The sequence below is a fragment of the Streptomyces sp. NBC_01428 genome, assembly GCF_036231965.1.
GTDB lineage: Bacteria > Actinomycetota > Actinomycetes > Streptomycetales > Streptomycetaceae > Streptomyces.
The window spans coordinates 3,760,553-3,781,144 of record NZ_CP109499.1; the positions used below are offsets into that span (position 1 = coordinate 3,760,553).

Below are 20,592 nucleotides of genomic sequence, written 5' to 3' on the forward strand. Positions count from 1 at the left end.
CGGCGCACATTAACGCGCGTAGACCATCCAGGGAACGGGGTTCCGCGTGGCCGTTATCCATTCGTGCCGATGGCCGGTTACGTCCTTGTGAACCACGGGACCGAAAGGTGCGTTCGGGGATGCACCGCCCACGGTCCGACGGTCCACATGTGACCGGCCGCCACGCGCTGTCACGTGGCGGGACACCACGCTACGACGGGGGGCACGAGGGCGCGACCGGAGTCGCCGGACGCGCCCGCCGGCCTCAGACCAGCTCGTCCAGGAGAGCCGCCGCGGTGAACATCTCGACCCCGACCGTGATCGCGTGCTCGTCCGCGTCGAAGTCGCCGCGGTGCAGGTCGCGGGTGGTGCGGTCGCCGGGGGTGCGGACCCCGAGGCGGGCCATCGCGCCCGGCACGTGCTCCAGGTACCAGGAGAAGTCCTCGCCGCCGAGGCTCTGCTCGGTGTCCTCGACGGACTGAGCGCCGCGCCGGGCGGTCATCGCGTCGCGGAGCAGGTCCGTGACGGCCGGGTCGTTCACCACCGGAGGCACGCCCCGGATGTAGTTGATCTCGGACTTCGCCCGGTAGAGGTTGGCGATCTCGTCGATGGCCGCGTGCACGAGGTCGGGCGCGGCCCGCCAGGCGTCGAGATCCAGGCAGCGCACGGTTCCGGACAGCTCGGCGTGCTGCGGGATCACGTTGCAGGCGTGGCCCGACTCGATGCGCCCCCAGGTCACCGCGAGCCCGCTGCGGGCGTCCACGCGCTTGCCGACGAGCGCCGGCACGTCGGTGACCACGCGGGCGGCGGCGGTGACGAGGTCCGTGGTCAGGTGGGGGCGTGCGGTGTGTCCGCCCGCGCCGTCCAGGGACACTTCGAGCCGGTCGCACGCCGAGGTGATGGCGCCGTGCCGCAGTCCGATGCGCCCCGCGTCGACCTTCGGGTCGCAGTGCACGCCGACGATCCGGCCCACGCCGTCGAGGACCCCCGAGTCGATCGCGTCCGGGGCGCCGCCCGGCAGCACCTCCTCGGCGGGCTGGAAGATCAGCCGCACGGGGCGGGGCAGCAGGCCCTGGGCGTGCAGGTCGGCGAGGACGAGGCCGGCGCCGAGCACGACCGTGGTGTGGACGTCGTGACCGCAGGCGTGGGCGCGGTCGGGAACCGTGGAGCGGTACGCGCAGTCACTCTTCGTGTCCGGAATGGGGAGCGCGTCGATGTCGGCGCGCAGCGCCAGCCGGGGGCGTACGTCGTCCGGGTCTCCGATGTCACAGATGAGGCCGGTCCCGATGGCGAGGACGCGCGGCGCGAGGCCCGCCTGCTCCAGGCGCGCCTTGATCGCCGCGGTGGTGCGGAACTCCTGGTTGCCGAGCTCGGGGTGCATGTGCAAGTCGCGTCGGAACGCCACGAGTTCGGCGCGCAGTGCCTCGGGCAGCGCGCCGGGGAGCAACGGTTCCCCGGGGAGATCGGCCTCGGACTCTCGGGTCATCAGTTGGTTCACCCTTTGAAGGGTAAGGCGATCGGGCGGCCAACTAACCCACGATCAACAAAAGTTCAGCCCGTTAGGGGAAGAAAAACTGGCCGCGCCACGCATGGCTGTCTTCGGGGATGGGTAAACTCGTCCGGCTTTTCGGACGTTTGGATCGTGGACGGGGCTGGTGACCGGCCGTGATCCGACTCGGCCGGGGGTCGCCCGCCGATCCGTACGGAGAACACCCGGCGTGCCCGGGTCCCTTCCCGCACCTGTCCTCCACGGTCTCACACGAGCGCGACCGATTTCCGGAGGCATGGTCGAGGCACCCTCGTGCCGTCACGCTGTGTCACTCCTCGCGCCCGGGAGGGTGACGGACGCGAGGAGCCCGGCGCGGTGGGCGCCGGGCTCGGGGTGAGGTGTTGTGCGGACCGGAGCCGGGCCCCGGTCCTGCGGTCAGACGGCGGACACCGCCGAGAGGCGGTGGACGTCGCGGGCCGTTCCCGTGACGCCCGAGAGGAAGCCCTGGGCGCGAGGCGACGCGTTCTCCGTGAGCCAGCTCGGGTCGATGTCGCAGACCGCGACCCGCACGTCGGTGCCGACCAGGGCCAGCGGCAGCGTGTGCACGACCGTCGAGGGGAAGCTCAGGACGGTCCGCCCTATGGGGCCGCGGCGGGCGATCAGTTCCAGCGGCAGGTCGGGGCGGACGATCTCCAGTCCCGTCTCCACCGCCAGCCGGTGGAGCTTGTCGGTGCTCTCCCGGCGGTGCGCGAAGTAGCGGGTGGCGCCGTGCGCCTTCGCGAGCCCGCGGACCGCGTCCAGGTAGCGGTCCGGGTCGACGACGCCCGTCTCGACGAGCGAGGTGCCGACCAGGTCCGCGCCCTTGGTGATGCGCGGCGGCCCGAACCGGGACCGGGTCCAGGAGAAGTCGTTGGCGGTGATCCGGACGCCGTCCGGTGCCGAGTCGATCGGCATCGAGGAGAACACCTCGACACTGCGCCGGTCGTTCGGCGTGAGCTTGCGGCGGGCCGCTCCGGACACGGGGGCGAAGAGGATGTCCCGCGGTCCGGGCCGGCCACCGCGCCGGTGCCAGCGCACCAGCCGTTCCCCGCCCGCGAGTTGGGCGACGAACTCCATCGTCGCCGTGCCGTCGTCGACCACGACCAGGTCCTGTGCCCTGGTGATGGTCAGCAACAGCTGCACGTACCGGGAGAACGGGTCCCCCATGACGATCCGCCGGGCGCGGCGCAGCATGGGCGCCAGTCCCCCGATGGTGTGGAAGGGGGCCGTGGTGCCGCCGCGGGCCTCCTCCCAGCGGACCGTGTGACCCTCGTCGCGGGCCAGCTCCGCCATGCGACGGAGCTGCCCGCGGGTCATCGGGTCGTTGGGAGAGAGGACGACGAGGGTGAACCCCGCGCCGGGTGCCGCGGCGTCGTGGGCCTGGGTGTGCGCCCACTCCAGCACGTTCAGGAGCTGTACCGGGCTCTCGACGAAGGCGAGAGTGTGGGAGCCGATGGATCCGGCGCGGGGGCTCATCGTCGTACGACCGTCCCGTCGTAAGGAGTTCAGGGCGTTCAGACCGAGACGGGCTCGCCCGCGGCCGCGGCGATCTCGGCCTCGGCGACGACGCCCGGGACACGGCGCAGCTTCTTCATCGGGCCGAGCTCCGACTCGTAGACCTTCTTGACGCCGTCACCGAGGGAGGCCTCGATGGTGCGGATGTCGCGGACGAGGCGGGTGAGGCCCTGCGGCTCGACGGAGGCGGCCTGGTCGGAGCCCCACATCGCGCGGTCGAGGGTGATGTGGCGCTCGACGAAGGTGGCGCCGAGGGCGACCGCGGCGAGGGTGGTCTGCAGGCCCGTCTCGTGACCGGAGTAGCCGATCGGGACGTTCGGGAACTCGGCCTGGAGCGTGTTGATGACGCGGAGGTTGAGCTCCTCGGCCTGCGCCGGGTAGGTCGACGTGGCGTGGCACATCAGGATGTTGTCGCTGCCGAGGACCTCGACCGCGTGACGGATCTGCTTCGGCGTCGACATGCCGGTGGAGAGGATGACCGTGCGGCCGGTGCCGCGCAGGGCGCGGAGCAGCTCGTCGTCGGTCAGCGAGGCGGAGGCGACCTTGTGGGCCGGGACGTCGAACTTCTCCAGGAAGGCGACGGCCTCGGTGTCCCACGGGGAGGCGAACCAGTCGATGTTCTTGCTCTTGGCGTACTCGTCGATCTGGCGGTACTCGTCCTCACCGAACTCCACACGGTGGCGGTAGTCGATGTAGGTCATGCGGCCCCAGGGGGTGTCGCGCTCGATGTCCCACTGGTCGCGCGGGGTGCAGATCTCCGGGGTGCGCTTCTGGAACTTGACGGCGTCGCAGCCGGCTTCGGCGGCCGCGTCGATGAGCTTGAAGGCGTTCTCCAGCTCACCGTTGTGGTTGATGCCGATCTCACCCACGACGTAGACGGGGTGGCCCGGGCCGGCGGTCTTCGAACCGAAGCTGCGCAGACGGGAGTTGCTCATGGTGAAACGTTCCTTACTTGTCGAGGGAGTCGAGAGAAGGGCCGAGGATCCAGCTGGCGATCTCTCGGATCGCGCCGTCGCCGCCAGGGACGGTGGTGACCGCGCGTGCGGCGCCGCGCACGACGTCGTGGGCGCTCGCGACCGCCACCGGCCAGCCCACGAGGGCGAAGCAGGGGAGGTCGTTGACGTCGTTGCCGACGTAGAGCACGCGCTCAGGCGCGATGCCCTGCTCCTCGCACCACTGCTTCAGTGCGAGGTCTTTCCGGTCGATGCCGTGCAGGACCGGGATCTTGAGCTTCCTGGCCCGGGCGGCGACGACCGGGTTCTGTTCCGTGGACAGGATCAGCATCGTCAGTCCGCTTCTGCGGAGGGCGGCGATACCGAGTCCGTCCCCGCGGTGCACGGAGACGAACTCCCGTCCGTCGGAGTCGATCAGCACCCTGTCGTCGGTCTGGGTGCCGTCGAAGTCGAGGACGACCGCGTCGATGTCGGCGGCGGTCGGGAGGGAGCCGGGCCTGGTCGCGTCGAAGAGCGGCGCGAGGGCCCGGGCGCGGGCGAGGTCGTGCGGGTCGTCGATCTCCAGCACGCGGGCCGGGTCGGTGCGCACGAGTTCGGTGCGGCCGAAGAAGCGGTGCCGGGCCACGCGGAAGCCGGTGGCCTCCATGGCGTAGACGGCGCCGGTCTCCAGCAGGTCCTGGGGGCGGTCCTGGCGGCGCGGCCGGAAGGACTTGTCGTGGTTGATGCCGTAGCCGCCGCTGACGGCGGTGTCGGCCACGAGGGTGTCGGTGCCGCCCGCGACGGCCGCGCGGCCGTTGTCGGCAGCCACCGGGGCGGCGGGGTCGTCGTCGGCGTCCCGCCACACGAAGCCGTGGAAGGGCGCCACGGTCAGGGCGGTGTCGGCGCCCTCCGCGAGGATCGCGTTCACGACACCGTCGACGTCCTCGCGGATGATGAACGGGCTGGTGCACTGGACGAGCAGCACCACGTCGACCGGGGAGCCGTGCAGCGCCTCGTGGGCGTCCATGGCGTGCAGGACGGCGGCCTCGGAGGTGGCGGTGTCGCCGGCGATGGCGGCGGGCCGCAGCACGACCTCGGCGCCGGCCTCGCGGGCGGCGGCGGCGATCGCCTGGTCGTCGGTGGAGACCACGACGTCCGTCACGAGGCGGGCGGCACGGCACTCGCGCACCGCTCGGGCCACCAGCGGGACGCCGCCGACCGGGAGGAGGTTCTTCGCGGGCACGCCCTTGGAGCCGCCGCGCGCGGGGATCACCGCGAGCACGCGGCGCACCGGCGCGGGGTGGCCCGCTTCCGAGTTGGTCATGCGCTGTTCTCCTTGACGGGGGAGGCGAGAGAGGCGTGGAGGGCGGGGCGCCGGGCGCCGCCGGGTTCCGGGGCGGTCACAGGTCGCCCATCCGCCGGATGACGGGGGCGACGCGCTGGACGCCGTGGCGGTAGGCGCCGCGGGCGGCCCGGCGCACGATCTGCCGTACGGGGCTGGGCTCCCGGTCCGCCGCGGGGGCGCCGGGCAGCGGGCTGCCGTCCGGGCCGAGGTGGTGGCGGGCGAGGATGCCGGGCAGGTAGCCGGGCGCGGTGACGGGCGTGTAGTAGGGGGCGAGCGGCGGCAGCTTCTCCGCCGCGACCAGCTCGGTGATGCGGGTCCTGGCGGCGTCGAAGGCGGTCTCGTACGAGCCCTCGGCCGCGACGCCCTGCCGGGCGACCCAGGCCTCGTCGGGCACCGGGCGGTGCCCCTCGTCGAGCTGGTCCCAGGAGGCGAGGCAGCCGGAGCCCACGAAGTGGTGGTTTCCGAGCGCCTCACGCACCCCGAGGTCGCTGAGGACGACGGTGGGGATGCGGCGGTGCAGGGATTCCAGGGCCGCCGTCGAGCTGATGGTGACCAGCAGGTCGGTGCGGTCGAGGACCTCACCCATGTGCCCGTAGACCAGCCGGAAGTTGGCCGGCGGGTCCGCCTTCTGCACCAGCTTCTGGTAGGGCAGTTCCTCGATGTGCGTGGTGTGTTCGCCCGGCTTGGATCGCAGCTTGAGCAGGACCTCGCGGTCCGGGTGCAGCCGTGCGTGCCGGATCAGCCGGTCGAGCAGGTACGTACGGTCCTTGCGGTTCTCCGGTACGGAGGGCTGGGCGGCGAAGACGACCGTGTAGGGGTCGTTCTCCGTGTAGGCGGCCCCGCCGAGGAAGGGCAGCGCGACCTCGGTCACCGACCCGGCGTCGGCGCCGACCCCCTCGTACACGTCCCGGAAACGGTCCGCGTCCTGACGGGAGTTGGCGAGGACCAGGTCCGCGCCGTGCCGCAGCAGGAGTCCGTCGGCAAGCTTCTCGTAGACGACGCCGACGTAGCCGGTGACGACCAGAGGCCGCTTCGCCCGCCCCTCCCAGGCGCGGGCCAGGCCGTGCAGCACCGCCTGGACGGCACCGCCGACCAGGGCGAGGACGACCACGTCGTAGGCGTGGTCCTCGTCGCTCTCCTTGCCCAGCTCACGCAGGAACTCGACGGCGGTGACCTCGCGGAGGGAGTCCGCTCGGACGCCGACCTCTTCGAGCTGGCGGGCGGTCGGGGTGGCACGGCCGCGCAGGAGGAATCCGTCGAGGCGGACGTCCGACTCGGCCGGGGCGATGCGGGTCGCGGTGAGCGAACCCCATTTCCACCGGGTGTCGGAATCCGCGAGGACGGCCACCCGCAGGGACTTCGTGGTACTTGCTGGCACGTCCTAGACGCTAGGAAGCCATTTCGAGGAGCGGCCCAACCCGAATGCAACAAACGGTTAACAGCACACCGACGAATGGCGAATCAGCCCGCGAACGCCCCGGAAAACGACGTGGTTCACGGTTCCGCCACGCGTCGTTCACCTCGTATCCCACCAACGGTCAAGACGAATGCCGGGCCGCCCCCTAACGTCACAGGGGTGGTCAAGCTCTCCGTCATCGTGCCGTTCTACAACGTGCAGCAATACGCGCCAGACACTCTGAAGAGCCTGCGTGCGAACGCACGACAGGACTTCGAATTCATTCTCGTCGACGACTGCTCGCGCGACGAGACACCGGACATTCTCGCGCGCGCGGAGCGCGAGCTCCCGGGCGCGGTGTATGTCAGACACGAGAAGAACGGAGGACTGGCCACCGCGCGCAACACCGGGATCGACAGAGCGCGTGGCGAGTACCTCACGTTCCTCGACGGGGACGACTGGCTCGCCCCCGGTTACTACGAACAACTCCTGTCCTCCATCGAGGACCTGGGCTGCGACTTCGTGCGCACGGACCATGTCCAGTGCACGGCGCGGGCCCGCTCGGTGCACCGTGTCCCGCACGGCCGCCGTGGAGTCGTCCTGAACCCGCGCGACGCCATCCTCCCCGCCGACCGGTCCACCTCCGTCGACTACGCCTACGCCTGGGCGGGCATCTACCACCGCCGGCTCGTCGACCGCGGGCTGCTCCACTTCACCGACGGGCTGCGCACGGCCGAGGACCGGCCGTGGATCTGGAAGCTGCACCGGGAGGCCGAATCCTTCGCCACCGTGGGGCTGCTGGGCGTGTTCTACCGGCGTGGTGTCGCCTCCTCGCTCACCCAGATCGGTGATGTGCGCCAACTCGATTTCATTCGCGCGTTCGACCAGGTGGTGGCCGAAACAGCCCAGGACCGGGACGCGGACAAACTGCTGCCGAAAGCCGTGCGCACCTATTGCGCGATCATTTCCCATCACCTGGGATCCATCGAAAGGTTCGAGCCGGCGGTGGCACGGAAATTGAAGTCCATGAGCGCCGTCACACTGCGGCGCATGCCGCAGGACGTGCTCGACGAGGCCCTCGACTCCATGGACGTGCAGCGCGCCACGCGGCTGCGCCGACTGCGCCGGCGCCCCGCGCCGACCGCGGGGGTGGCCGCGTGACCACCCAGATCTTCATGGCGTCCACGCTGTACGGAACGGCCACGCTCGCCGCGGCCCTCGACACCGACAGCTTCGGGCCCGCCGAGCGGCGCATCCTGCTCGTCTCGAACAACGCGGCGACGCCCGAGACGACGCCCGGCGTCGACGAGATGCCCGGCTTCGAGCAGCTGCGCGGCCGCTTCGACGACGTCATCTCCTGGAACGAGACCATCTCCCCGTTCCACCCCGGCGGTTGGGCCCCGCGCCCGGACGACGTACCGCTGTGGGAGCGGCACCTGCGGCTCGCCTGGAACCTCGGCGACGACGACGTCGAGCTGGCCGTGGAGTCGATCCAGGTCAACCCGGCGCTCGGCATCTCGCAGATCTTCATGGGGGCGCCCGTCACCGTCTACGCCGACGGTCTGATGAGCTACGGGCCCACCCGCAACAAGATCGACCCGCTGGTCGGCACCCGGGTGACCCGGCTGCTGCACCTGGATCTGGTCCCCGGCCTCACGCCGCTGCTGCTCACCGAGTTCGGCGTCGAGCCGGAGATCGTGCCCACGGACGCGTTCGTGAAGGTGCTCGCGCAGCTCGTGGACACCGGCGACGCGCTGCCCGCCCTCGACGAACCGGCGCTGCTGCTCGGCCAGTACCTCTCCGCACTCGGCATCCTCACCGCCGAGGAAGAAGAGGACCTCCACGTACGGATGCTGAAGGGCGCGATCGCCCTCGGCCACACCCGTGTGGTGTTCAAGCCGCACCCGACGGCGCCGGCCCGCTGGTCGCGCCTGCTGGAGCGCGAGGCGGAGCGGCTCGGGGCGGACCTCACGGTGGTCGACATCCCGGTCCTCGCCGAGGTCCTGTACCAGCGCATGCGGCCCGCCCTGGTCGTCGGCTGCTTCTCGACGGCACTGCTCACGGCGTCCGCGCTGTACGGCCTGCCGGTCGCCCGGGTCGGCACCGGCTCGCTGCTGGACCGCCTCACCCCGTACGAGAACAGCAACCGGGTCCCGGTCACGATCGTCGACGCGCTGCTGCCCGAGCTGTCGGACCGGGCGGCCGTGACGGGACAGCGCCCCGGCATGGACGTGGCGGACCTGACGAAGCTGCTGCGGGCCGTGGGCTTCGCGATGCAGCCCAAGATCTACCCCGATCTGCGTCCGGCGGCCGAGAGCTACCTGACACGGCATCTGGACCAGCACACCTGGCGCTACTTCAAGCGCAAGCGCCTCACCTCGCTGGCCCTGCCGGGCGCGGTCCCGGCACAGCTCGCGTTCATCCCGCGCAACGCCACGGTCCGCCGGGTCGCCCGGCGGGCCCGCTCGCTGAAGCGGGCCGTGGGGCGCTGAGGCGGGTCGTACGGCGCTGAGCCGGGCCGTACGGCGCTGAGCCGGGCCTGCGGCCCCGGCCCCGGCGGAGGCCGCCACCGGAGCGCCTGACGGCATCCGGAGCGGCCGGGAAAGCACCGGGGTCCGGTGACGGAGGAGCGGGGAGCGAGGAACGGCCCGATGCGGCCGGCCTCGCTCCCCGCTCTCCCGTTCCGGCCCTGTTCCGGACCGCCGCCGTTCCCCGACACGTGTTCGGCGGCACCTTTGAGCGCCTGGGCTATTTGTGACGATTCGGAAGAGTTGTCAACGCCGGGGTATCGCACAGGTGAACGCCTGTGGGCGGGACGACGAACCGGCCTCGCCACGGCGCAAGCATCCCCGACTATCGGACTAACGTGCTGTGGGCCAGCTGAGTCCCATGGAGGGGAACCTTGTGATCGACACGCCCGAGGAGGCCCGCGGGACGTCAACCGGCACCGTGGTCCGCACGGTGCTGCCTCCTGCCGAGACGTCTCCCGCGCCCAAGCCCGCGGCCCGCCGGGAGAACCGGCTGCGCGCCCTGGACGGCCTGCGGCTGATCGCGGCCCTGATGGTGGCGTGCTACCACTACGGCGGCCGGGACGGCGAGGTCACGCAGGCCTGGGGCACCTCGCCGAAGCACCAGTTCCCCGCCCTGCACCAGCTGTTCGCCTATGGCTGCCTCGGCGTGCAGGTCTTCTTCGTCATCAGCGGCTTCGTCATCTGCATGAGCGGCTGGGGCCGGCCCCTGCGCTCCTTCTTCGCGTCCCGCGCCTCCCGGCTGCTGCCCGCGTACTGGGCCGCCATCATCATCGTGACCGCGGTGTTCGCGCTGCCCGCCGTCGCGTACAAGGCGGTCGCGCCGAGCGACGCGCTGCTCAATCTGACGATGCTCCAGCAGCCGCTGGGCGTGGACCGGGTGCTGGGCGTCTGCTGGACCCTGTGGGCGGAGGTCCGCTTCTACGCCCTCTTCGCGCTCTGCATCGTGCTGCCCGGCGCGAACCGGCGGCGCGTGATCCTGTTCTGCGCGGGCTGGACGCTGGCGGCGGCCGTCGCGCAGGGCGTGAACGAACCCCTCCTCAACATGGTCCTGATGCCGGAGTACGCCCCGTACTTCATCGGCGGCGTCGGCCTCTACCTCGTCCACCGCGACCGCCGGGACGCGTACGCCTGGGGCATCGTCGGGGTGAGCTGGCTGATCGGCCAGCACTACGCCGTCGACCGCCTGTGGCACGCCCCGAACCCGCAGTTCTTCTCCGACCGTTCGGCCCTCGGCATCATCCTGGTCGTCACCTTCGGCTACGTCGCCGTCGCCGCGATCGCGCTGGGCTGGCTGAACTGGGCGAACTGGCGCTGGCTGACGGTCGCGGGCGCGCTCACGTACCCGTTCTACCTCGTGCACGAACACCTGGGCTGGGTCGCCATCGAGGCCTATCACCGCACCCTGCACCTGCCGTCCTACGCCACGTTCCTGGCGACGGTCGTCACGATGCTGCTCCTGGCCTGGCTGCTGAACCGCTTCGTGGAGAACCGGCTCACTCCGAGGCTGCGCTCGGCCCTGGCGAAACCGCGCCCGCAGCCGGCCCTCCGGTGACGCCTTCTCAGCCGATCCCGTAGAGCGTCTCGATGCCGGCCACGACCAGCTCCAGGCCCTCCTCGAAGTGCCGTTCGTAGTTCTCGAAGATCTCCGCGCCCGCCGCGGCCGACAGAGGGAAGTCGGCCATGCGGCGGGCGCGTTCCTGTACGTCGTAGCCCTCGCGCCGCTCGCCCGGCAGGGGCTGGACGCCCTGCTCCTCGGTGACGTAGCCGAGCGTGTAGAGATACGCGGTGGTGGTCGCGCGCACCGCCTGGTCGAGGGTGAAGCCCGCGGCGGTGAAGAGCCTCAGCGTGCGCTCCATCTCGACCGCGTGCACGGTGCCGTTGAAGCGTGATCCGCTGAAGACCTTCGCGCCGTCGCGGTAGCTCAGCAGGGCCGCGCGCAGTCCGCGGTTGGCGGCGAGCAGCCGCTCCCGCCAGCCGCCCTCCGGGTCCTCCCCCACGTCCGCGGCCATCCGGCGGTACATCTCGGTGGCCATCTCGTCGAGCAGTTCCTGTTTGTTCCTGAAGTGCCAGTAGAGCGCGGGCGCCTGCACGTCCAGCTCCTTGGCGATCGCCCGCAGGGTCAGGCCGTCGAGGCCCGTCGTGTTGAGCAGCCGCAGGGCGGTCTCGACGACCTGCTTCTTGTCCAGCCGGGGGCGCTGGGTCCTCGGAGTTCTCTCGGTGGCCACGCTTGACAGTTTAACGCCGTTAAGCGCATGCTCCGAAGCATGGAACTTAACGACGTTAAGGAGTGGATAGGCGTGCGCACCGACAAGGACACCGTGGACGTACTCGTCATCGGCGCGGGCCCGACCGGCCTCGCCCTCGGCGCGGATCTCGCCCGGCGCGGGGTGGACGCCCTGGTCGTCGAGCGGGCCGAAGCGCTCTTCCCCGGCTCACGCGGCAAGGGGATCCAGCCGCGCACCATGGAGGTCTTCGACGACCTCGGCGTGCTCGACGCGATCCGTGCGGCGGGCGGCGAGTACCCGGTGGGGATGATCTGGCAGGACGGCCGACGCGCCGGCGAGCACCGGATGTTCGACCCGGCCGACACGACCGACGACTCGCCGTACTCGACACCGTGGATGGTGCCGCAGTGGCGTACGCAGGAGATCCTCTTCGCGCGTCTGGAGGAACTCGGCGGACGGGTCGCCTTCGGCCGCGAGGTCGTCGGGGTCGAGGAGACCGAGGGGTCCGGTGGCGACGCGGCCGGCGACGACGGGGCCGGTGTGACCGTGGAGTTCGCCTCCGGGGCGCCGGTCCGCGCCCGGTACGTCGTCGCCGCGGACGGGGGCCGCTCCGTCGTGCGGCGCGCGCTCGGGATCGCCATGACCGGGGAGACCGTCGACCCGCATCCCCTGCTCGTCGCGGACGTCCGGATCACCGGCCTCGACCGCGACAACTGGCACGTCTTCCCGCCGAGCGCGGACACCGGCGGCTTCCTGGCGATCTGCCCGCTGGCCGGCACGGAGGACTTCCAGGCCGTGGCGCAGTTCCCGGAGGGCACGGACGTCGACCTGTCCCTGGAGGGCATCCGGAAGACCGTCGCCGCGCGCTCCCATCTCGCGCCCGAGGACGTGACCGAGGTGCGCTGGGCCTCGGACTTCCGGCCGCGCGCCGCCCTCGCGGACCGCTTCCGGGCGGGCCGGGTCTTCCTCACCGGGGACGCGGCGCACGTGCACTCGCCGGCCGGCGGGCAGGGGCTCAACACCAGCGTCCAGGACGCCTACAACCTGGGCTGGAAGCTGGGCGCGGTGCTGAGCGGCGCGGCACCGGCCGCCCTCCTCGACACCTACGAGGCGGAACGGCGGCCCGTCGCCGCCGACATGCTCGGCCTGTCGACGCGGGTGCACCGCGGCGAGACCCGGCGCGGGGCGGCGACCCGTCAGCTCGGCCTCGGCTACCGGGGCTCGTCCCTCGCGGTGGAGACCCGCACGGAGCTGCCGGACGGAGCACTGCGGGCAGGCGACCGCGCCCCCGACGCGACGGTCGGCGGCGTCCGGCTCTTCGACGTGTTCCGGGGACCGCACTGGACGCTGCTGACGGTCGGCACGGACGAGGAACCACGGGCGCTGCCGGGCGTCCGTACGGCTCGCGTCGACGCGAGCGAGAAGTACGGCAGCGGCGTCTTCCTCGTCCGTCCCGACGGCTACGTCGGCTGGGCCGGCAGCACGACGAGGACGCTGCCGGCGTACGCGGCCACGGTGGGCCTGCCCCTCGGCTGAGGGCGGGTCTCAGGCGCTGGCGAGCGTGAGCTTGACCGCGAAGCCGAGGAAGAGGGCGCCGGCCGCGGTGGTGGCGCCCGCGGAGAGGCGCCGACGGCGGCGGAAGGCGGCCGCGAGTCGCGTACCGCTGAAGATCAGCGCGGTCAGGTAGAGGAAGCTCGCGAGCTGGGCGAAGGCGCCGAGCACGACGAAGGAGAGCGCCGGGTAGGCGTAGCCGGGGTCGACGAACTGCACGAAGAAGGCGACGAAGAAGAGGATCGCCTTCGGGTTGAAGAGGCTGATCACGACCGCTCGCCGGAACGGCCGCTCCCCGGCCACCGGTTCGGCCTCCGCGCTCTCGACGGCGGCCTCCCGGCGGGCCCGCCACATCGCCCACGCGGCCCGCAGCATCCCGAACGCCAGCCAGGTCAGATAGCCGGCGCCCGCGTACTTCACGATCCCGAACAGCACCTCGTTCGCCTGCAGCAGCGACGCGACACCGGCCGCCGAGAGCGTCATGAGCACGGTGTCCCCGCACCACACACCCGCGGCGGCCCTGTACCCCGTACGGACGCCCTTCCGGGCGGCGACCGACAGCACGTACAACGAGTTCGGTCCCGGCAACAGGACAATCAGCACAAGCCCCGCCAGATAGGTGGGGAGATCGATGACACCAAGCATGAAAGTGAGTGTCGCACGCACCTACGACTCCGCACCGCCCCGTCTCACACGTCCGTCATGGCCGGGGCCGGGCGGGTCGTTCGCCGTCGGGGAGCGTGTCCGGCGCGGCCCGGGGCGGGCGGAGTCCGTTCCCGCTCACCCATACGGAGGAATCGCCCAGGTCGGAACGTCCTCGACCGCATGTGCGTCCGTGGGGGCGGGGGGTTCTCGTGTTCGCTGCCCCCATGCCGCCTGGTTCGTGGCCGGTCACCCGCGGGGAGCATCTCAGGGGGCGCGGGGCGAGAGGGGGGCCTGATGTGCACGACAGGACGGGTGGAACAGGGGTCCGGATGCGTACCACAGGGATGAAGAGACCGTTGGCCGCGCTGGTGGCGCTGGCCGCGCTGAGCGGCTGCACGGCGCAGGGTGTGGACGCGTCGGGGAAGACCGCGGCGCCCGTGCGGATCGACGGTTCGCTCGCGCCCGGCAAGGGCGACGACGACAAGCCGACGACCGGCGCCAAGGGCAGGGCCGGCACTCCGGCCGCCTCGAAGGGGGTCCCCGCCAAGGTCCTCTGGTCGAGCGGCGACCGGGGTGACGACATCCGCTCGGCGCAGGCCCGGCTGCACCAGGTCGCCTGGCTGATCACCCCGCCGACGGGGACGTACGACGACCGTACGGTCGCGGCGGTCAAGGGGTTCCAGAGCAAGCGGGGGCTGCCGAGCACCGGGCAGCTGGACGCCGTCACCTGGCAGCGGCTGAAGAAGATGACGCACGATCCGGCCGACTGGGAGCTGTATCCGTACGGCGGCCAGCCGGCCGCGAAGCCCGATCCGCGCTGTCTGACGGGGCGGGTGCTGTGCGTCAGCAAGACGAGCCGCACCCTGCGCTGGATGGTCGACGGCAGGACCGTCTCGGAGATGGACGTGCGGTTCGGCTCGCAGTACACGCCGACCCGCGAGGGCGTGTTCACCGTCTACTTCAAGTCACGCCACCACGTGTCGACGCTCTACCACACGTCCATGCCGTACGCGATGTTCTTCAGCGGCGGCCAGGCCGTGCACTACTCCTCGGACTTCGCCGCGCGCGGCTACTACGGCGCCTCGCACGGCTGCGTCAACGTCCGTGACCAGAGCAAGGTGTCGGCCCTGTTCGCGCAGGTCCGGAACGGCGACAAGGTCGTCGTCTACTGGTGACGGAGCGCTGCGGGGGTGGGGCGGGAAAGGAGTGGGGCGCGGGCGGGACCGGGGGAACGTGTCCCGCCCGCGCCAGGTGCACGGAGCCGTGGGTACGGGGGGAACCCCGGCTCCGTGCGACGGCCGATGACCAGTCGGCTCACCCCTTACTGCGTCACGGCGGCTGAAAACGTCACACCGGGCCGGAGAAAAAGTTCAAGGAAAAACGAAACTGCAGGTCAGCGGCGTACCACCCGGTCGGGCGGAGGCCGGACTCCTGGAAGCGGCGCCCCGAGGGGCGGCCGGAACGGGCCCCGCGCCTCACGGAGAGGGGGCGGGCAGCGGCGTCGCCGCAGGCCGGGGGGCCGGGGACGTCCCGGGCCTGACCGGCAGGCGCCGGACCGGAGCGGGGTGCCCGGGCCGTACGGGGGCGACGACGCCTCCGTTGCCCCGGGGGTCGTTGCCGCGCCCTATGTGGTGTCCGTCGTCGTCGCCCTGGTCCCCGCGGTCGTCCCGACCGTCCTCGCCGGACCCGCGGCCCGGGCCCTGCTTGCCGTCGTCCCCGGCGCTCTTGCCGTCGCCGGCGCCGGCACGGCGGCCGAGCAGGCCCGCGCAGTACAGCTTGACCTGGCGGCCGCCTCCGGCCGCGTGCTCCAGGAGCTGGCGGCGCCCCCCGGCGAGGTCCTTGCCGTCGAGCACGTCACGGCAGTAGGTACGCGCCCGGTTCAGCCACGCGGGATCGCGGTCGGCACTCTCGGTGGCGTCGTCGCCGGGACGGCCCGACGCGTCAGCGGTGTCCGGCCGCGCGGTCGTCGGGGCGTCGCCCGACGGCCGGTTCGAGGGGCCATCGGGAGTCGGCACCACGGAACCGATGCCGCCGGAGACGGTGGGCCCGGGTGAGCCGAGCGGACGGTCGGGAGTCCGGATCGCCGTGACCGACGCGGCGGGGTCCGGGTGTTGGTGGGTGAACGGCGTCGGCAACGCTCCGGTTCCGGCCGCGACGGCGACCCCGCCGACCATCCCGGCGGCGAGCACGGCGGCGAGCCCGATCCGGGTGGGGCGCCCCCACCGGGTGCGCCGTCCGTGCGCGGCCGGCCGCCCGATCCGTACGAGACCGGCGTCGGCGGCATGGGCTGCGGAGCGCGCGAGATCGCGCCGGCCGAGCGGCGCGGCGGCTCCGTCGGCGTTCTCGCGCGCCTTGCGGAACGCGGCCAACGCGGCCGCCTCGCCGGGGAGTTCGTCGCTGTTCGGTGCGGGTTCGGCGATCAGGGCGTCGAGTGCTCCGGCGAGCCGCTCCACCTGCTCGCGCGTGCCCGCGTCGACGGCTTCCAGCGGCTCTCCGCGCAGCAGACGCTCCGCGGCGTCGGCGTCCAGCCACCTGTACTGCTCGTCGGCCATCACATGTCCTTCTGCGTCCGCGAACGCGTATGCGTCACACCGGCGGACGTCACCGCGCGGGTGCGCGATCCTCTTTGCTGGGGAACGGCGTCGAGCGCGCCGGTGGATTCCGCATCCGCGTCGAGCAGCTCCGCGAGCCGCTTCAGACCGCGGTGCGCCGCCGTGCGGACGGCGCCCGGACGCTTGCCCAGCGTCTCGGCCGCGGACTTGGCGTCGAGGCCGACCACGACCCGCAGGACGACGGCTTCCGCCTGGTCCTGGGGGAGCTGGGCGATGAGCGAGAGGGTGCTGTCGGTGGCCAGCGACTCGATGGCCTCGGTCGCGGTGTCGGACTCGGCGGGCCGGCTGGCCAGTTCGGTCTCGTCGCCGGCCGTCGCGGGGCGGCGTCCGCGCATCCGTATGTGGTCCAGGGCGCGGTTGCGGGCTATCCGCGCCGCCCAGCCGCGGAACCGGTCCGCGTCTCCGCTGAACCGCTCCAGGTCGCGGGCGATCTGGAGCCAGGCCTCGGACGTGACGTCCTCCGCGTCCGGTTCTCCGACCAGCGTCCGCACGTAGCCGAGCAGCCGTGGGTGCACGGCGCGGTACACAGTCCGGAACGCGGTCTCGTCCCCGTCCTGCGCAGCACGCACCGCGGCGGTCAGCTCCGCGTCGTCCCCCAGCACCCCCGCGCCCCTCTGTGCGCCCCGTCCGGTGCCGCTCTCGCGGACCGGTTCTCTCGCCGTCGTGCTTCCTCGATGCATGGTTGCGGTCCCGGGTCCCACGTGGTTCTGGTCACAGGCCCACGCGGCCCGCGGTCTCCGGTCCCCGTGGTCACGGTCCCGTCGGTCGTCCGCACCCGGCGCGAATGGAACGTTACGGCCTGAAACAGCTCCCCGTCCATGTTCGTACAACGTGCAACTACCTGGTGACGGAGCGAGGTGTGACACAAAACGCAGTCGCGGCGCTGTACTGAGTACGGGCCGCCGCGCGGTCCGTGCCGCGCGACGGTCGGGGCCTCTCCTGTGGGGGGTGGCGGCCCCGGCCGTTGCCATCGGCACCACTCCTCGGCACATGCGCCGACTCCGCCCGGCCCGGCCGTGGCTCAATCCGTACGGTCCCCGGTCTGCCGCGGAACCCCGGCCGCCGCCGTCGCTCCAAGCGCCCTTCCGGTCGCCTCCACCGTCGCCTCCACCGCGTCCGCCGGGACCGTCGCCGTCTCCCGCGCTCCCGCGTCCGAGGTGTTCGCCGCCTCCCCCGCGCTCCTCCGGTGGCGCCAGTCGTCCCGTCGGCGGGTGGGGGCGGCGTGCGCTCCGCCGTCACGGGCGGCGCGGAAGGCGGCGACAGCGTGCGCCTCCGCCTCGCCGTCGTCCGAGCGACCGCGCATGGCGGCGGCGAGCAGCGACCCGACGGCGGCCCGGACCCCGAGGGCGACACCACGCCCGCCTCCGCCGCCCCGTGAAGCGACCCGTCCACCGGCGTCGGCGCCGGGGCCCGTGGCGTCGGCGACCCGACGGCCGGGGGAACCGTCGTCGCCGTGCCGTTCACTCCCGCCGGGCCCCGTGGGGTCCGCCGCTTTCCTGGGTTCCACAGGCACTCCGTCCGGTCCCATGCCGGTTCCCTCTCAGCCCGCCGTTCCGAGGTTCATCCCGCATCCCCCAGCGTCGGGGGCGCCTCGTCCGTCACACCCTCGGCCGCGAGCAGGCGCGCGAGCCGCTTCAGACCCCGGTGGGCGGAGGTGCGCACCGCGCCCGGGCGTTTGCCGAGCACCCGCGCCGCGGCCGGTCCGTCGAGGCCGACGACGACGCGCAGCAGGACCGCCTCGGCCTGGTCGCGCGGCAGCCCCGCGACCAGTTCCAGCGCGTACTCCGTGGACAGCGTCTCCAACGCCTCGTCATGCGTGCTGTGTCCGCCGGGCAGTTCCAGCACGTCCTGCTCGATGGGCGTGCCCCGGGGCCGTGCCTTCAGCCGTCGCAGATGGTCCAGCGCGCGGTGCCGCGCGATGGTCGCGGTCCAGCCGCGGAACCCGGCGCCGTCACCGCGGAACCGCCCCAGGTCCCGGGCGATCTCCAGCCAGGCCTCGGACGCCACGTCCTCCGCGTCGTCCCCGACGATCCCGCGCAGGTATCCGAGCAGTCCGGGCTGCACGGTCCGGTACGCGACGGCGAAGGCGGCCTCGTCACCCTCCTGCGCCCGCGCGACGGCCACGCCCAGTTCCGCGTCGTACGGCCGCGCGCGGCGGGGTTCCCCTCCCTGGCCCAACACTGTCCTCGTTCACGCCGAGTTCGCCCGAGTGTGTTCTGCCGACACGGCCGACCGCGCCGACACCCTCATGGTCATCAGCGCCGGTCCCCACGGAAATGTCACAGCACGTCAGCTGCCCCGGGCCGCTCCTCGGCGGCGCCCGCGCCGGGCGGCCGGCTACCGCCGCGTGGCCTCGCGGCACAGCAGACGCAGGGAGCCGTCGCCCACGTAGGCGCGACGGGCCTCGTCGATCGGGTCCCAGAGGCGGCCGTCGGGGGTGCGCAGCCAGTGTTCGCCACCGGTCTCCCACCACTCGGCGCCCGTACGGCGGGCGACGACCTCACCGGCGTACGCGCCGAACCCGCGCAGCACGCTCTCGACGGCGGCGTACGGCGCTCCCTCCCGGCGTATCTCGTCGATCATGCGGTCGACCCGCCACAGGCTCTGCGCGGAGTAGTCGAGGCGCAGACGGGCGCCCTCCCGCATGGTCGCGACCGAGTCGGCCGCCCAGCGAACGGGCTTCGTCGCAGCTGAAGGCCTGGTTGTCCGAGGAGCGTTCACATTCGGTAGAGCGTGGCGGCGGCCTGATTCGTCACCCGGATCGGCGGGGGTTCGCGACACCGTCCCAGGACCGCCATCTCCACCCCAGGACACTCACAGGAACCCCCCAGGCACGCAGGTTTGACGGCCGCCCGCCGGGGCCGTCCCGAGTTGCGCGGGCACCGCGGACACCGAGACGGCCTAGGCCGCCGCAGGCCCGGCCCGGCCCCGCACCGGTCCGAGCGGCACGGTTCCGGGTCCGCCGACGTCCGGGTGCGGACGCCGGGACCGCGGGCCCGGGGTCCTCCCGGCCGCCGCTGGCCCGGAGTTCCCCCGACCGCCGCCGGCCGTCGCCCCCTTCTCCGCGTGTCCTACGCCCGTCCCCGCGCCCTGCGCGCCACCACCGCCCGCAGGACGCGCCGGGCCTCGACCGACGTGTCCAGCACGAACCGCAGTCCGCCCGTGCCGTGTTCGGCGAGGAGTTCCAGGACGGCGGTCTGGCGGCGCAGTTCGGCGGAGACGAGCGGGGACAGCCCCTCCGTGCGGCCCTCCTCGCGCACCGTCGGCCAGGACGTGGTGTCGTCGGCGTGGTCGAGACGGCGATGCGCCCGCAGCGCCGTCAGCGAGCAGACGTCCGCCCAGGCGCGCAACTCGCCCTCCGAGGGCCGCTCGGGAACGGTGTCGAGCATCAGGCGGGTGAGGAGGGCCGCGTGGTCCTCGTCGGTGACGGGCGGCTCGGGCACCCCCGGGTCCAGCTTGACGCGCGCCTGCTCCAGACGCGTGCCCCACTCGGCCCAGGCGTCCGCGTCGGCGAGGCACGCCCACAGGGGGCGCAGGACGTCGTCGTCACCGCCCAGCAGCGGAACGCACCGATCCAAACAAGCCAGACCGCTCGCTGCCAGACTTCTCTCGTCGGCCTGAGCGATCAGTTCCACCAGACTCATCACGACTCCCTCGAAATGCCTCAACAGGGCGCCCTCGCTTTACGGAGCCCGCACTTCCCCTTACTGCGTGCAACGGTCCAGGAGTGTCACAGTGGCACCACACCGAGCCGGTCGAGGAGCTGGAAGAGCAGGTTTTCGGCCACCTCTCCCGACTCCGCTCCGGGGCCCTCCGGCCCGGCTCCCGGCTCCGCCTCCAGGACGGCGAGCAGTGCGTCGGCGGTCACCGAGTGGCCCGCCCCGGCCGCCCAGGCGGCCGCCCGTGCGGCCGCGTCGGCGGGCTCCAGGAAGTAGTCGTCCACGCCCAGTCCGCCGTCGGCGCCGGCGAGATGGCCGGCCATGACGTTCCGGGCCAGGCAGGCGCTCCACGCGTCGCCGGACGGCGTCGCCGCCTCCACCGCCACGCAGGCGCTGTCCATCACGTACCCGAAGAGCGCGGGTGCGCCGGTCTCGCGGGCGAGCACCTTCATGCTCCCGATCCCGGTCCCCGCGCCCGGGTACTCCCAGACCTGCCAGCCGCCGGGCGCCGTCGTCCGGGACAGCAGGCCGGGCACCCCGGCCAGCGCGGCGGTCCGGGAGAGCGGCTGCTCGCTTCTGCCCACGACGAAATAGCCCCAGTACCCCATACCGGTCCCCCCGGGTGTCTCGGTTCGGCGGCTGGGGCCGAATACACCACAGGGGTGCCGGGGTTG

At 72.6% G+C, this 20,592-nt stretch carries 19 protein-coding genes; 5 read left to right on the top strand and 14 right to left on the bottom strand.

What is annotated here, in order from left to right:
* Window positions 1–244: 244 nt before the first annotated feature.
* The 5 genes from OG406_RS16200 to OG406_RS16220 form a co-directional block, all read right to left on the bottom strand.
* Window positions 245–1,465 carry a M20 family metallopeptidase gene (locus OG406_RS16200; RefSeq protein WP_164369442.1) on the bottom strand — a complete coding sequence of 407 codons (1,221 nt, stop codon included), beginning with the start codon at window positions 1,463–1,465 and terminating at the stop codon, window positions 245–247.
* A 438-nt stretch (window positions 1,466–1,903) separates the two neighbouring features.
* Window positions 1,904–2,983, bottom strand: coding sequence for a hypothetical protein (locus tag OG406_RS16205; RefSeq protein WP_164369401.1), 1,080 nt, complete (start codon window positions 2,981–2,983; stop codon window positions 1,904–1,906).
* Window positions 2,984–3,021: 38 nt separating this feature from the next.
* A complete protein-coding gene (locus OG406_RS16210; RefSeq protein WP_164369400.1) occupies window positions 3,022–3,957 on the bottom strand; it encodes an N-acetylneuraminate synthase family protein in 936 nt (311 codons plus the stop codon).
* Window positions 3,958–3,970: 13 nt separating this feature from the next.
* Window positions 3,971–5,278 (bottom strand): N-acylneuraminate cytidylyltransferase, encoded by a 1,308-nt coding sequence (locus tag OG406_RS16215; RefSeq protein ID WP_266616027.1) that lies wholly within the window; start codon window positions 5,276–5,278, stop codon window positions 3,971–3,973.
* 76 nt (window positions 5,279–5,354) lie between these two features.
* Window positions 5,355–6,677: a DUF6716 putative glycosyltransferase gene (locus OG406_RS16220; protein WP_329186354.1), complete on the bottom strand. Its 1,323-nt coding sequence runs from the start codon at window positions 6,675–6,677 to the stop codon at window positions 5,355–5,357.
* 198 nt (window positions 6,678–6,875) lie between these two features.
* Between OG406_RS16220 and OG406_RS16225 the strand changes: the two genes are divergently transcribed.
* From OG406_RS16225 to OG406_RS16235, 3 genes are all read left to right on the top strand, one after another.
* Window positions 6,876–7,856 (top strand): glycosyltransferase family 2 protein, encoded by a 981-nt coding sequence (locus OG406_RS16225; RefSeq protein ID WP_164369441.1) that lies wholly within the window; start codon window positions 6,876–6,878, stop codon window positions 7,854–7,856.
* Window positions 7,853–9,187, top strand: coding sequence for an alpha-2,8-polysialyltransferase family protein (locus OG406_RS16230; protein ID WP_326842487.1), 1,335 nt, complete (start codon window positions 7,853–7,855; stop codon window positions 9,185–9,187). The genes OG406_RS16225 and OG406_RS16230 overlap by 4 nt, the downstream gene beginning before the upstream one ends.
* A gap of 412 nt (window positions 9,188–9,599) precedes the next feature.
* Entirely contained in the window at window positions 9,600–10,778 is a 1,179-nt protein-coding gene (locus tag OG406_RS16235) for an acyltransferase family protein (protein ID WP_385391529.1), read from the top strand.
* 7 nt (window positions 10,779–10,785) lie between these two features.
* Here the strand turns inward: OG406_RS16235 and OG406_RS16240 are convergent, their stop codons facing one another.
* Window positions 10,786–11,451, bottom strand: a complete 666-nt coding sequence (locus tag OG406_RS16240) for a TetR/AcrR family transcriptional regulator (protein ID WP_266616022.1) — start codon at window positions 11,449–11,451, stop codon at window positions 10,786–10,788.
* A gap of 39 nt (window positions 11,452–11,490) precedes the next feature.
* On the opposite strand from OG406_RS16240, the gene OG406_RS16245 reads away from it, so the two are divergent.
* Window positions 11,491–12,987, top strand: a complete 1,497-nt coding sequence (locus OG406_RS16245; protein ID WP_329186356.1) for an FAD-dependent oxidoreductase — start codon at window positions 11,491–11,493, stop codon at window positions 12,985–12,987.
* 9 nt (window positions 12,988–12,996) lie between these two features.
* On the opposite strand, the gene leuE is transcribed toward OG406_RS16245, so the two are convergent.
* A complete protein-coding gene (gene leuE / locus OG406_RS16250) occupies window positions 12,997–13,647 on the bottom strand; it encodes a leucine efflux protein LeuE (RefSeq protein ID WP_164369393.1) in 651 nt (216 codons plus the stop codon).
* 344 nt (window positions 13,648–13,991) lie between these two features.
* On the opposite strand from leuE, the gene OG406_RS16255 reads away from it, so the two are divergent.
* A complete protein-coding gene (locus OG406_RS16255; RefSeq protein ID WP_382754068.1) occupies window positions 13,992–14,822 on the top strand; it encodes a L,D-transpeptidase family protein in 831 nt (276 codons plus the stop codon).
* 300 nt (window positions 14,823–15,122) lie between these two features.
* On the opposite strand, the gene OG406_RS16260 is transcribed toward OG406_RS16255, so the two are convergent.
* From OG406_RS16260 to OG406_RS16290, 7 genes are all read right to left on the bottom strand, one after another.
* Complete coding sequence (locus tag OG406_RS16260) at window positions 15,123–16,199, bottom strand: hypothetical protein (RefSeq protein WP_329186361.1); 1,077 nt, start codon at window positions 16,197–16,199, stop codon at window positions 15,123–15,125.
* Window positions 16,199–16,861, bottom strand: a complete 663-nt coding sequence (locus OG406_RS16265; RefSeq protein ID WP_329190830.1) for an RNA polymerase sigma factor — start codon at window positions 16,859–16,861, stop codon at window positions 16,199–16,201. The genes OG406_RS16260 and OG406_RS16265 overlap by 1 nt, the downstream gene beginning before the upstream one ends.
* Before the next feature lie 419 nt (window positions 16,862–17,280).
* Window positions 17,281–17,766 carry a hypothetical protein gene (locus OG406_RS16270; protein WP_329186362.1) on the bottom strand — a complete coding sequence of 162 codons (486 nt, stop codon included), beginning with the start codon at window positions 17,764–17,766 and terminating at the stop codon, window positions 17,281–17,283.
* Between the two features lie 53 nt (window positions 17,767–17,819).
* Window positions 17,820–18,437 carry an RNA polymerase sigma factor gene (locus tag OG406_RS16275; protein WP_164369390.1) on the bottom strand — a complete coding sequence of 206 codons (618 nt, stop codon included), beginning with the start codon at window positions 18,435–18,437 and terminating at the stop codon, window positions 17,820–17,822.
* A gap of 159 nt (window positions 18,438–18,596) precedes the next feature.
* Entirely contained in the window at window positions 18,597–18,980 is a 384-nt protein-coding gene (locus tag OG406_RS16280) for a hypothetical protein (protein WP_081219022.1), read from the bottom strand.
* A 350-nt stretch (window positions 18,981–19,330) separates the two neighbouring features.
* Entirely contained in the window at window positions 19,331–19,903 is a 573-nt protein-coding gene (locus OG406_RS16285; protein ID WP_164369388.1) for a hypothetical protein, read from the bottom strand.
* Between the two features lie 86 nt (window positions 19,904–19,989).
* Window positions 19,990–20,526: a hypothetical protein gene (locus OG406_RS16290; RefSeq protein ID WP_329186364.1), complete on the bottom strand. Its 537-nt coding sequence runs from the start codon at window positions 20,524–20,526 to the stop codon at window positions 19,990–19,992.
* Window positions 20,527–20,592: the final 66 nt, after the last annotated feature.

What these genes read in the sequence shown, in the direction of transcription:
- OG406_RS16200 (WP_164369442.1), bottom strand. Translation starts at nt 1,465, where the DNA reads ATGACCCGAGAGTCCGAGGCCGATCTCCCCGGGGAACCGTTGCTCCCC.
- OG406_RS16205 (WP_164369401.1), bottom strand. Translation starts at nt 2,983, where the DNA reads ATGAGCCCCCGCGCCGGATCCATCGGCTCCCACACTCTCGCCTTCGTC.
- OG406_RS16210 (WP_164369400.1), bottom strand. Translation starts at nt 3,957, where the DNA reads ATGAGCAACTCCCGTCTGCGCAGCTTCGGTTCGAAGACCGCCGGCCCG.
- OG406_RS16215 (WP_266616027.1), bottom strand. Translation starts at nt 5,278, where the DNA reads ATGACCAACTCGGAAGCGGGCCACCCCGCGCCGGTGCGCCGCGTGCTC.
- OG406_RS16245 (WP_329186356.1), top strand. Translation starts at nt 11,491, where the DNA reads ATGGAACTTAACGACGTTAAGGAGTGGATAGGCGTGCGCACCGACAAG.
- leuE (WP_164369393.1), bottom strand. Translation starts at nt 13,647, where the DNA reads ATGCTTGGTGTCATCGATCTCCCCACCTATCTGGCGGGGCTTGTGCTG.
- OG406_RS16255 (WP_382754068.1), top strand. Translation starts at nt 13,992, where the DNA reads ATGAAGAGACCGTTGGCCGCGCTGGTGGCGCTGGCCGCGCTGAGCGGC.
- OG406_RS16260 (WP_329186361.1), bottom strand. Translation starts at nt 16,199, where the DNA reads ATGGCCGACGAGCAGTACAGGTGGCTGGACGCCGACGCCGCGGAGCGT.
- OG406_RS16285 (WP_164369388.1), bottom strand. Translation starts at nt 19,903, where the DNA reads ATGAGTCTGGTGGAACTGATCGCTCAGGCCGACGAGAGAAGTCTGGCA.
- OG406_RS16290 (WP_329186364.1), bottom strand. Translation starts at nt 20,526, where the DNA reads ATGGGGTACTGGGGCTATTTCGTCGTGGGCAGAAGCGAGCAGCCGCTC.